This is a genomic window from Acidithiobacillus caldus ATCC 51756 (genome assembly GCF_000175575.2).
GTDB lineage: Bacteria > Pseudomonadota > Gammaproteobacteria > Acidithiobacillales > Acidithiobacillaceae > Acidithiobacillus_A > Acidithiobacillus_A caldus.
Genome location: NZ_CP005986.1, coordinates 1,180,198 through 1,191,299, shown reverse-complemented (window position 1 = coordinate 1,191,299; position 11,102 = coordinate 1,180,198). Strand labels below are relative to the sequence as shown.

Genomic DNA, 11,102 nt, shown 5'->3' with positions numbered 1-11,102 from the left:
GTCAGTACCCCACCACCGTCTGACTCTGATAGGTCTGGGCGCCACCACCCCAGCTCACCGACACCGTTGCCGAGCATGGACATTGTTGTGAGCCCAGCAGCGAACTCACCGTAAGACTTACCTGCGCCTGCGGCGCCATGCCATAGGCGCTCATGACCGAAGCCACCGGCGCCAGGGCAACATTGCTGGCTCCCGAAGGCGTCACCGTAGCACCATTCATGGCCAGAGCATTGCTGCCATTGGCGCGCAGCACCCCGATGGCGCTCTGCGCGATCTCATAGCCTGAGGTAAGGTTCTGATTCTCCGCCGAACTGCTGAAGCTCCCCAGAAAAAGGCTGAGGATACCCAAAGAGCCGATGGCAAAGATGGCCAGCGCAACCATGGCCTCGATAAGGCTGAATCCCCGCTCCGATGAGCGTATACACGGGAAAGCACGATTCCTGGGCATATTTTTGCTCATTGCAGATTACACACGCTGCTGGTGGGGGCGCTGGTGGCGCAGTTGCGCAGGTTGCCCGCGCCGCTCAATTGCACCAGCCAGTATCCGTAGCTGCTGGCATTGGCACCGCCCGTACCAAAGGTAACGGCGGCACTAGTGATGGTCCCACTGGGGGTGTACACCATGCCCGTGGGACCGACATTGACCACACTGCTGAGGGTGGTCCCCGTCAATACAGCACAGCTCGTGTTGGGATACTGGCTGGCAAAGCTGGCCGCGGTCATCTGCGGTACAGTCTGAGAAACATTGGGCGCCGCGGGCGTCAGGGTCCAGGAGCAGCCCGTGGCTCCGCCGCTTCGTATCTGCACCAAAACCGGATACCCCGAGCGGATGGCATAACCCTCGGCCCAGTCAAGATCCTGTTGCAGATTTCCCGAGGCCGCCTGTATCCGCGACCGAACCAACCAGATATTGAATTGTGGTACCGCAATGGCCGCCAGAATCCCGAGCACGGCAATGATGATGAGGAGCTCCACCAAAGTGAAGCCCGCTACCGAAGGCCGGGGGATTGCCAGCCTAGCCTCCATGGGTCACCACCGCCCCCATCTTGAAGATGGGCATATACATGGCGATCACCAGCGTGCCCACGATGATACCCAGCACCACCATGATGGCCGGCTCCATCAAGGTAGACAGGCGGTTGACGGACTCGTTGACCTCGTTCTCGTAGAAGTCCGCCACCTTGCTGGCCATGGTCTCGATGGCGCCCGTCTCCTCACCAATGGCCAGCATCTGTGTGGCCATGAGGGGGAAAATGCCGTCTTCCTTGAGCTTGGTGGTAATGCGACCGCCTCTGGCCACATCATCGCGGGCATCCAGAATGCTCTTTTCGATGATGGCATTGCCCGATACCCGCGAGAGGGTTTCCAGCGCCTCCATGATGGGTACACCCGCCGCCTGCATAGTGGCCAGGGTCCGGTTGAAGCGCGCCACGGCGCCTTTCAAGAGGATATCGCCCAACACCGGAATCTTCAGACTGTAGCGATCCACCACCGTCTTGAAGCGATAATTGCGTTTATAGAGGTAGATAAACGCCCAAACCGCGGCGATGGGCAGCAGCACCACAATGTACCAATGCCCCTTCATCCAATCGGATAGATTGATGACCATCTGTGTAAGCAAAGGCAACGTTGCACCAAAGCTCTTGAAGAGATTGGAAAAAACGGGGATCACGAAGATCATCAGGATCACCACCACCACGATCATCACGCTGATGATGGCGGCGGGGTAAAACATGGCGGATTTGACCTTCTTGCTCAGGGCCAGACTCTTTTCCCGATAGTCCGCCAGACGCAAGAGGATGGTATCGAGGATACCGCCCTGCTCGCCCGCCTGCACCAGAGAGACAAAGAGCCTATCGAAATACCTGGGATAGTGGGCCAGCGACTGGGACAGGGACTCGCCCTCATTGAGGTGCTTCAGGATGCCTTTGAGCAGCTTTTTCATGCCCGGCTGGGAGGTGGCCGAGATCAGCAGCTCGAAGGACTGCACCAACGGCACTCCGGCATTGATCATGGTGGACAGCTGACGCACCATCACCACGATCTGGGCCTCCTTGACGCTCTTCTCGCCAAAGAGGGGTTTCGGAACCTTGCGCACCACGGTCGGCACCAGGCCCTGACGCCGTAGCGAGGCGCGCACGACGTTGGCAGAGGCAGCGCTCATTTCTCCTTTGAGCACGCGCTTGCCATCGGGGGACTTGGCCTCCCAGATGAACTCCGTGGCCTTCGCCTCCTGAAGCCTATCCTTGCTACGTCCCAGCGCCGTCGCCATGCTTTACTCCCTGTTCCATTCTTGGAACCTAATTAGTCGATACGACACAGGTCGCCACACGCTTGAGCATCACGTACGCGAGCGCTCGGGGTCGCGACGACAGTGAAAGAGGTATTCCAGCCGCCGCCTCTGCGCCTCCGTCAGCATCAGGCGCACTCCCACCAGATTGCCCTCGGGCCCACCGCGCGCCTCGCGCCGCACCGTAGTCACCACGGTCTCACAGCGGCCGCAGTCGACGACATCGAACTCCACCAGCAAGGCCTCGCCGGGACAGAGATCGGCACGATCCGTAAAGAAGCTGGCCCCGTTGAGACTGAAATCGTGTACCCGTCCCCGGCACTCCACGCCCCCTTTGCGGCGGATGAGCACCTCCCCCTCCAAACGCAGACGTGCCGACAGGCGCGTCGGGCGGTGGTATAGGAGCGGCGGGATCTTGAAGCGGTAGACCCCATCCTCGTCGCGGTCGCGGAACTCGCTGAAAAAGGAATAGATCCCCGAGTGCCCCGGCAACTCCACAAAGATCAGGCTCTTGCCGTAGCTGGGCCAGGGCGTGGACGCCGCTGCGCGAAAGCGCAGGCTCTCGGCATCACAGCCTAGCAGCCGAAAACGGTGCCCGTCGTCGTCCGGGTCAGCGGCAAAGATCACCGCCTCGGCATCCACCGCCGTACACAGATCCTCCGGCAGCAGATCGACGATCTGCCGCTCGAACTCCCCCAGCAGAAGCAGATGGTAGTCGGCCATGTTGAGTCCGGCCCGCAAGGGCAGCAATCGCTGGAGGTTGACGTGGTCCGGCATTGGCACCTGGTCCGTAGATACTTCCGTTGTCACGAGGGTAATCCTTGGGAAATTCCCGATGGTGTGGGCTTTGAACGGGTTTTGGTCGCTGCGATCTCATCGCAATAGGTCCAGAAGCGCTTGCGCGTCTGTTTATAGGCTTTGCTCTGGTAGAGAGCCTGATCGGCAAAGCGCAAAAGCTCACCGGCATCCCGGGCATGGTGCTCGGGATAGATGCAGACGCCCATGCTCAGGCGCACGCCCACCAGCTGTTGGTTGCGCAGGGCGATGGTCTCGTTGATGGTGGCTTCAAGCTTCAGGAACAACTGCTCCAACTCATCGATGGTCCTGAACCCTTCCAGCAGCAAGACGAACTCGTCACCGCCCAGGCGCGCGACATAGTCCGTGCGCCGGAGGCTGTCGCGCAGTCGGCGCGCCACCACCCGCAACACATGGTCACCGGCATCGTGGCCGTAGAGGTCGTTGATGGGCTTGAAGTGATCCAGATCGATCATGCAGGCCGCAAGGCGCGTGCCGTAGCGATCCACCCGCGCCATCACCGCCTCCAGCTCATCGTCCAGGGCGCGACGATTGGCCAGCCCCGTCAGGCGGTCGTGGCGCGATTCGTATTCCAGCTGGACCATGAGGTCCTTTTCGGCGCTGATATCGCGCTGGATACCAACATAGTGGCCGATGCGTCCTTCCCGATCCCGCACCGGCACGATGCTGAGGTGATTCCAGAAAGGCTCGCCGTTGCGCCGGTAGTTGAGGATGGTGCCGCTATAGGCGTGGCCATCGCGCAGGGCCTGGTCGATGATGGCAAGCTCGTGGACGTCCGTATCCGGCCCCTGCAGCGCCCGCAGGCCGCGCCGACTCACCTCTTCCAGCCCGTAGCCCGTCATGAGTTGAAAACTCTGGTTGACGTAGAGCACCCGCCGCTGCGCGTCGGTGAGGACCACGCTCTCGTAGGCGGCCATGAGCCCCGTACCCAGGAGGGTCTGCTGCGTTTCATTTTCCCAATCGTCCAGGGCACCGCAGAGGGTACGCGCGATGCTCTCCAGAAGCATCTGGCTGTCGCTGGGCCAGTCCACTTCCTCGCGCTGCAGCAAGACCAGCAAGGCCCAAGGGCGACCGCGCCGGGTAAGGGGCAAGACGGCCGTGGAGCGCAGACCGTAAGCGGCCAGACGCCGGTGCCAGGCCTGCAGGGAGGGATTCTGAAAGAGTGGGTTGGAGTAGAAGGGCCGCTGCTCGCGCCAGGCCAGCGCCAGGGGCGTCTTGCCGCCGGGGCTGTCGGCCTGGGAGGAATGGGGCAGATCCGTCAAGACCGCGCGGGAGCCCGCCAGTGCCAGGATATCTATATGATCTTCGGCATCGGGGCGGACGATGGCCGCCAGCTGCGCCACCCCCTGGGCCAGCACCAGATGACAGAACTGCGCCAAGAGCTCCGGCTCCGACAGCCGTGGCGGCATGAGGAGCGCCAGGGCATCGCGCAGCGCCAACAGATGGCTCTGACGCTCCCGGGCCTGTTCCCCGGCTCTTGGGGTCAGACCCAGAAAGCGGCGCAGCGTCTTGCCCTTTGGGCGGCCGTGGGAATCGGATTTGCGCATCGCAGGCAAAGCTCCACCGTCGCCACGCCGCCTGGGCGCGGTTGGTCGGAGCCAGCGGCTCAGCTCGCCTGGATGACCGCAGTGGCGACATGGTTGGCCCGTTGACTCGCGTAGAGGGCCAAGAGTTCGCTGCGTACCACCGTGAGTTCCAGATCCAGGGCGGCGATGGGCGCGCCACGGCACTCCCGACGGGCCAGAAGGTGACGACGGCGTTGCTGCAGGTTACGGATGCGGTCTTGCGTATTCATGACATGGACTCCTTTGGTGAAGCTAGTTCTGAACACTACCGTTTTGCTGGACGACCACACCGCTGCTGGCGGCGTGGGGAAACTGGGCGGCGGACAGGGCCGCGGCGATACTGGTACCCAGGCTGCCACTGCAGCCCGTCGTGCCCACCGTCAGGGTGACACTGGCCGGACCCGCGGCACTGATGACGGAACTCGTGATGGCCACCTGCCCGCAGACCGGCGCCCCACCCGTCACCAGAAAGGCCGGCGTACCCCGACCGTAGACGGGGTCGGCAATATCCTTAGCGCTCTGGCCATTCAAGGTGGTGTAGACATTGCTGACGACACCGTTATTGGTGGCGGCATAGGCGTTGGCTACGGCACCCACCGCCAGCTTGAAATTGGCCGTTACCGCCTGCGCCTTGGCTGTTTCGATATATCGAAAATACTGGGGTATGGCTATAGCGGACAGTATCCCGATGATGGCGATAGCAATCATCAACTCGATCAAAGTGAACCCCTCCTGACAATCCCTCTGCGCACTCCCAATCGAGATGCTGTCAGGTGAATACGTGAACATGTCTGCCACCTTTCCGAAAACGTTCTGGTGAGCCCAAAACACTGTCCGAAAGGCGCACCCTGATGATCCAGGGTGCGAACCATTCCTCAAATCACTGGTAACTCACGTTCCCATTGGCGGTAACGGTACCAGTAATAGTAGTGCCAGAAGCCGATATGTTCTGCGCTACCAGCGCGGAATTAATGGCGTTTTTCAAATTAGTGGAGCAAGTATTGTAGGAAGCCTTAACGCTAAAAGTACCAGTAGTTGGCGATATGCTCACGTACGTCGTGTTTGCAGACCCACCCGTGCCTGCTGTTCCACTAGGGAGTCTCTGATTTAGCCATCTGATACAATGGGCTGACCGAGTAGCGAGGAGATGCTATCCATGTCCGGACAGATAACCTTTGCCGAGGAGCCCAGCCTGTCGCGACGCCGCAAGCAGACCAAGCGAGAACGCTTTCTGGCCGAGATGGATGCCGTGGTTCCCTGGGCCAGGCTTGTGGCCTTGATCGAGCCGCACTACCCCAAGGGGGGCAGCGGCCGCAAACCTATGCCTTTGGAGCGGATGCTGCGGATCCACTTTCTCCAGCAATGGTTCGGCTACTCCGATCCGGGGATGGAAGAGGCCCTGTACGAGGTTCCTCTGCTCCGTCAATTCGTCGGTATCGACTTGGGTCGGGACTTCGTTCCCGATGAGACCACGATCCTGAAGTTCCGCCGCTTACTGGAGCGCCATGCGCTTGCCCAGGCCATCTTTGCCGAGGTGCAGTCCGTGTTGCAGGAGAAAGGGCTCTTGCTGCAGGAAGGCAAGACCGTGGATGCCACCTTGATTCACGCCCCGAGCTCCACCAAGAACCGAGACCGCAAGCGGGATCCAGAGATGAGTTCCACCAAGAAAGGGAATCAGTGGTATTTCGGGATGAAGGCGCATGTGGCAACGGATCTCCAAGGTATCGTACAGGCGGTGGACTTCACGGCGGCCAAGGTACCGGATCATCAGCGGCTGGAGGGGCTCCTTACCGGAGAGGAGTCGGTGGTCCTCGCTGACCGGGGCTATGACTATCCCCAGGTGCATGACACGCTGGTGGCCCGAGGCATACGGAACGCGGTAGCGCGGCGACGCTATCCTGGGCAGAAAACCGGCTTGGCGGCCCTCAAGCGCTACAACCGCGCCATTGCCCGGATCCGTGCCCGGGGAGAACACGCCTTCCGGGTGCTGAAGTGCCAATTCGGTTATCAGCGAACCAGATATCGGGGTCTGGCCAAGAACGGTGCTCAACTGACCACGCTCTTTGCCTTGGCCAATCTGTACATGCTGAGGAGATATCTCCTGGCCGCGTAGGGAGTGGTGTGCCCAATATCCAATAATTCTCCAGAAAATGGGGGAATTTGACGGATAAGTGACCTGATAGCAACGTGCTTAGGTCAATACTGGGGACAAGGCGCACCTTTTTAGGCTAGGTCAGAGCTTCCCTAGGTGTTGAGGTAAATGTCACACATCCGGCAACACTATTAGCGGGAATACCGACACTTGTCGTCTGCCCAGCCGCTGCCGCCGCTTGCGCTGCAGAAGCCTGAGTGATGATTTGGTGCAGGTCCTGCGCAACGGTAGTCGCCTTAGAGGTCACGATATACTGCTCATACTGCGGAATAGCGATGGCCGCCAAGATGCCGATGATGGCAATGACGATCATCAGTTCGATGAGGGTGAAACCGGCTTCGGCGCTGGCCTGCGCCTTCTTGACCAACATGCTCATGAGCTGTCTCCTTCGGTGTTCCTAAATCCCGCCCCATGGCACCATGCCGGGGTCGCCCATCCCAAGGCATTTATCGTGCCAGAGAAGCGCCACTTACCGGGCGCTCGCTTCGGTCAACTCGTTAGCCATTGTTTTTATTGCTATCCTCTCAGGAAATATGCAGCATCGTGGGCCCCTCTCGCCGCCCAGATCCCCATTGCCAAAATCCCCCACCCACGCCAAATGACGTCCTTGAAGGGCGGCACGCCCATACGGCGTCGCCCATGATGGACGTCATCCGTCCCAACCAGCTTTTTTTACAGGCTTTTTCCTTTTCGGCCTTGTCGCGGTTCCAGGGCGACATGCTATACTGGGGGCGTTGCCGCTGCGAAAATGCGTCGTGCCCAGCAAAGCCAGTCCAGAGCAGTACCTCATCAGCACCCAGACCGCCGCCCTGCTCACGGGCAAGAGCGTGCGCACCCTGCAGCGCTGGGCGGAGGAAGGCAATATCCGCGGGCTGGAAAAGGCCGGCGAGCGGCGCGGCGCCGGCGGGGTCAAGCTCCTCATCGAACTGCCGAGCCTCATCCCCCACCTGAGTATTGCGCTGGATGGCGGGCGCATGGCCACCATCGTTGCCGCCGATGGTGGCGCCGCCGACGCCCTGCGCGAGGTGGGGCTGTATTTCCTGGCGGAGGATCAGGCGGCCACCGCCCTGCTCTGGCTGGAAGCCGCCGCCGCCAAGGGCGACAGCGACGCCATGGACTGGCTTTCCTGCTGCTACTTCATGGGGATCGGGGTATCCAGCAATCCCGCCCTGGGCTTGAAGTGGCTGGGCGAGGCGGCGGCGCGGGGGCACGCCTTGGCCCTGCAAAAGATCGCGGCCCTGTAGCGCCCCACCCTCCAGTCCGTGCGGGCCACACAGGGGCAGTAAAACACCCGTGCAGCTTGGCCTCAGGGCCTTGGGTCGCGCTGGCTGCGGCTACCGCGGCGGGGTTTGGTAGTGGCGTCGGATAGGGCCGTCAAGGCCTCATCGAAGAGCACCCAGTAGCGCTGCCGCGTGGTCTTGCGCGCCTTGCTGGCGTACAGGGCCTGGTCGGCAAAACGCAGGAGATCGGCCATATCCTTGACCCTGGGGTGGGGATAGATACACACGCCCATGCTGAGGCGAACCCCCACCACGGTGTCCGGGCGAATCTGCACGGGGTCTTTGACCACCGCCTCGATCTTGCTCAGGATCAGGCCCAGTTCCTCCAGATTGTGGTAGCCCTCGATGAGCAGGACGAACTCATCTCCCCCCAGGCGTGCGACGTAATCGGTGCGGCGCAGGGCATCGCGCAGACGGCGGCCCACCACCTTGAGCACCACGTCGCCGGCCTCGTGGCCATAGAGATCGTTGACGGGCTTGAAGTGATCCAGGTCGATCATGCACAGGGCGAGCTGCGTTCCGTTGCGCCCGGCCCGCGCCATGGCCACCTCCAGCTCATCGTCCAGGGCGCGCCGGTTGGCCAGGCCCGTGAGGCAGTCGTGACGCGATTCGTACTCCAACTGCTCCAGGAGCTGGATCTCGCGGCTGACGTCGCGCTGAATGCCAACGAAGTGGGTCAACTCACCATTGCGGTTGCGGATGGGCACGATACTCAGATGATTCCAGAAGGTCTCGCCGTCACGCCGGTAATTGATGAGCCGACCGTCGTAAAAATTGCCCTCGGCCAGGGCGCGATCGATGCGGGCCAGTTCCTGGATATCGGTTTCGGGGCCCTGGAGCACGGACATACCGTGACGCTGCAGCTCGTCCTGATGATACCCCGTCATCAGAAAGGAGCTTTGGTTGACGTAGAGCACCCGCCGCTGGACATCGCAAAGCACCACCCCCTCCAGGGCCGATTTCAGGGCAGCGCCAAGTACCATCTGCCGCTGCTGGGTATCCCAGTCCTCCAGTATGTCGCTCAGGCCACGGACGACGCCCTCCAGGAGCATCTGGCTATCGCCCGTCCAGGCCTCCGGATCGCGGTGCAAGAGGAGCAGCAGCGCCCAGTTCTGCGGTCCACGCGGCAGGGGCAACACGGCCGCCGATTGCAGCCGATACTGGCGCAACTGGGCGTACCAGGCGGCAAAGGCACCGGTAGCGGGCAGTGCTGGCGAGTAGTAGGGCTTCTGATCGTGCCACACCAGGGCGATGGGGGTGCTTTCCTGCGCGTCCGGGGCATTCAGGGGAGCGGACAGACTGCCGAGGATGCTGCGGGAGCCGGCTACGGCAAGGGTCTGGAAACTGCCCTCGGCATCGGGGCGGCCAATCCAGGCATGCTCTGCGACCTTGTGCTGCAGAACCAGCTCACAAAACTGCTGCAGGATGTCCAGATCGCGCGGCGACTGAACCATCTGCAAGGCCAGGGCCGCGCGCAGGTTCATGAGCTGGCGCTGACGCTGAACCGCGGCATTGGCTTGACCCTCCCGCCAGGGAAACAGGCTGCGTCGCGGGCGTTGCCCGTCGGGCGGCGGATCTGCGGGAGGTGCGGTCATGGGTGTCGGTGCGCTCTCTGCGATTGGGCAGGGTGGCTCTGCCCACATGGGTCTGAATAGTGCGAAGTATATCACCAGAGCTCGGCAAGGGGATGCGCCGGGCGCCGGCGGTATGAGGGATGGGCGGCACGGTTACCGCAACTAGGCGATGAGCGCGGGGGAATGTTAAACTTTGTTTATGAATAGCCTGCCGCCACCATCGGTTACCGCTGCGGTCGTCTCTGCGCCCGCGGCAGCGAGCCAGCCTCTGCTGACGGCCAGCAAAACCCGCCACATTCTCATACGCCTGGGCTATCTGCCACTCACCGCGGAAAACTATCTGGGGCGAAACGGTCAGGTGCAGCGTCAGTACACCTGGAACTTTGTGCCGCCGCGGGCGCTGCTGGCCTTGAGCCGTCAAGACTCCTGGCAAGACCCCTGGAATCCCCTGGTCCTGGGGGCACTTTATCAATTTGAGCACGAACACGGCTTGCCCGTAGAGCCCGGCAAGGTGGGACTGCGCGACCTGCCGGTATCGGTGGAAATGGCCCTGCTGGCGGCCCGCAAACCCGATCCCCTGCCCTGGACCTGGGTCCTGGTGACCAAGTTTCCGCGGCCGGAGCGCATACACATCTTTGTTGCCGGCAAGGGTTGGGTACTGCAAAGCGATTGCAACACCGGTGTGCTGCACGGCACCCCCGACGGGACCTGGCCCGTCTACGCCCGAGATGAACACACCAGCATGGTGGGCAGTTTCCCCATCCCGGTGCCGGCACGGCAGGTGCGCCTCTACGATGCGGCCAAGGCGGCGGGGTTTCACGTCGCCGCTATCGATTTTGGCCGCTACCACCACCACTGGGTGCGCTACCAGCCCTACGACGACCCCGATATCCGCTGGGTCAATTACTTCGACCGCGGGCGCGCCGTTCACTTCTACCCGCGTGCTGCCTACGGCTTTCCCCAAAGCGCGGGCTGTGTGGAGTTACCGCGCAAGGCGGCGCAACAGGCTTTTGCCATCCTCCACTACGGTACCCCCGTCACCGTGGCGCACAGTGCGCCGGGCCCCTGGAATGCGCCGGCATCGGCCAAGGGTGCGGCAAAGCCGCAGGGAGAGAAGACCATCGCAGCCCTACCCAGTCTGCATTGGACCTATCGGGTGGTACCGCAGCAGTCCAGCCCGCGCAGTGTCCACCTGGCCCTCACGCCGGTGGCTCTGCCGGCTCACGCTGCCGCTCTTCCAGACGGTACACCCAGGCCAGCACCTCAGCCACAGCCCGATAGAGTTGCGGCGGGATCTGCTGGTCCAGGTCCAGCTGCACGAGCAGGCTGACCAACTCCCGGGATTCGTGGATATAGACCCCGGCTTCCCGGGCGCGGGCAATGATCTGCTCGGCGACCAGGCCACGGCCTTTGGCCACCACCTGG

Annotated in this window: 12 protein-coding genes and 1 pseudogene; 3 read left to right on the top strand and 10 right to left on the bottom strand. The window is 62.1% G+C overall.

From position 1 onward, the window contains the following. Position 1 precedes the first annotated feature (1 nt). From ACAty_RS05885 to ACAty_RS05855, 7 genes are all read right to left on the bottom strand, one after another. Positions 2-448, bottom strand: coding sequence for a type IV pilus modification PilV family protein (locus tag ACAty_RS05885; RefSeq protein ID WP_038472680.1), 447 nt, complete (start codon positions 446-448; stop codon positions 2-4). Positions 449-456: 8 nt separating this feature from the next. Then, the gene (locus ACAty_RS05880) at positions 457-1,026 is read right to left on the bottom strand and encodes a GspH/FimT family pseudopilin (RefSeq protein ID WP_051620749.1); all 570 of its coding nucleotides are present in this window, start codon (positions 1,024-1,026) and stop codon (positions 457-459) included. Beyond that, positions 1,016-2,272 carry a type II secretion system F family protein gene (locus tag ACAty_RS05875; RefSeq protein WP_004871851.1) on the bottom strand — a complete coding sequence of 419 codons (1,257 nt, stop codon included), beginning with the start codon at positions 2,270-2,272 and terminating at the stop codon, positions 1,016-1,018. Before ACAty_RS05875 ends, ACAty_RS05880 begins: the two co-directional genes overlap by 11 nt. Positions 2,273-2,341: 69 nt before the next feature. Then, the gene (locus ACAty_RS05870) at positions 2,342-3,100 is read right to left on the bottom strand and encodes a PilZ domain-containing protein (RefSeq protein WP_238323819.1); all 759 of its coding nucleotides are present in this window, start codon (positions 3,098-3,100) and stop codon (positions 2,342-2,344) included. Further along, on the bottom strand, positions 3,097-4,653 hold the full coding sequence (locus tag ACAty_RS05865) for a diguanylate cyclase domain-containing protein (protein WP_004871847.1): 1,557 nt from the start codon (positions 4,651-4,653) through the stop codon (positions 3,097-3,099). The genes ACAty_RS05870 and ACAty_RS05865 overlap by 4 nt, the downstream gene beginning before the upstream one ends. Before the next feature lie 59 nt (positions 4,654-4,712). Further along, the gene (locus tag ACAty_RS05860; RefSeq protein WP_004871840.1) at positions 4,713-4,901 is read right to left on the bottom strand and encodes a hypothetical protein; all 189 of its coding nucleotides are present in this window, start codon (positions 4,899-4,901) and stop codon (positions 4,713-4,715) included. Between the two features lie 22 nt (positions 4,902-4,923). After that, on the bottom strand, positions 4,924-5,391 hold the full coding sequence (locus ACAty_RS05855) for a type IV pilin protein (RefSeq protein WP_004871834.1): 468 nt from the start codon (positions 5,389-5,391) through the stop codon (positions 4,924-4,926). 436 nt (positions 5,392-5,827) lie between these two features. On the opposite strand from ACAty_RS05855, the gene ACAty_RS05850 reads away from it, so the two are divergent. Then, positions 5,828-6,784: an IS5 family transposase gene (locus ACAty_RS05850; protein WP_004871535.1), complete on the top strand. Its 957-nt coding sequence runs from the start codon at positions 5,828-5,830 to the stop codon at positions 6,782-6,784. A 115-nt stretch (positions 6,785-6,899) separates the two neighbouring features. On the opposite strand, the gene ACAty_RS16685 is transcribed toward ACAty_RS05850, so the two are convergent. Further along, a complete protein-coding gene (locus ACAty_RS16685; RefSeq protein ID WP_004871832.1) occupies positions 6,900-7,199 on the bottom strand; it encodes a prepilin-type N-terminal cleavage/methylation domain-containing protein in 300 nt (99 codons plus the stop codon). Between the two features lie 379 nt (positions 7,200-7,578). Between ACAty_RS16685 and ACAty_RS05840 the strand changes: the two genes are divergently transcribed. Next, the gene (locus ACAty_RS05840; protein WP_004871830.1) at positions 7,579-8,067 is read left to right on the top strand and encodes an SEL1-like repeat protein; all 489 of its coding nucleotides are present in this window, start codon (positions 7,579-7,581) and stop codon (positions 8,065-8,067) included. Positions 8,068-8,129: 62 nt separating this feature from the next. Here ACAty_RS05840 and ACAty_RS05835 read toward each other — a convergent pair whose 3' ends face one another. Then, positions 8,130-9,698, bottom strand: a complete 1,569-nt coding sequence (locus tag ACAty_RS05835; RefSeq protein ID WP_004871827.1) for a sensor domain-containing diguanylate cyclase — start codon at positions 9,696-9,698, stop codon at positions 8,130-8,132. Positions 9,699-9,876: 178 nt separating this feature from the next. Between ACAty_RS05835 and ACAty_RS05830 the strand changes: the two genes are divergently transcribed. After that, a complete protein-coding gene (locus ACAty_RS05830) occupies positions 9,877-11,007 on the top strand; it encodes a L,D-transpeptidase family protein (protein ID WP_004871825.1) in 1,131 nt (376 codons plus the stop codon). Here the strand turns inward: ACAty_RS05830 and ACAty_RS16375 are convergent. Beyond that, positions 10,985-11,095, bottom strand: a pseudogene (locus tag ACAty_RS16375) (EscU/YscU/HrcU family type III secretion system export apparatus switch protein); the annotation flags it as partial. The gene ACAty_RS05830 and the pseudogene ACAty_RS16375 overlap by 23 nt on opposite strands. Positions 11,096-11,102: the final 7 nt, after the last annotated feature.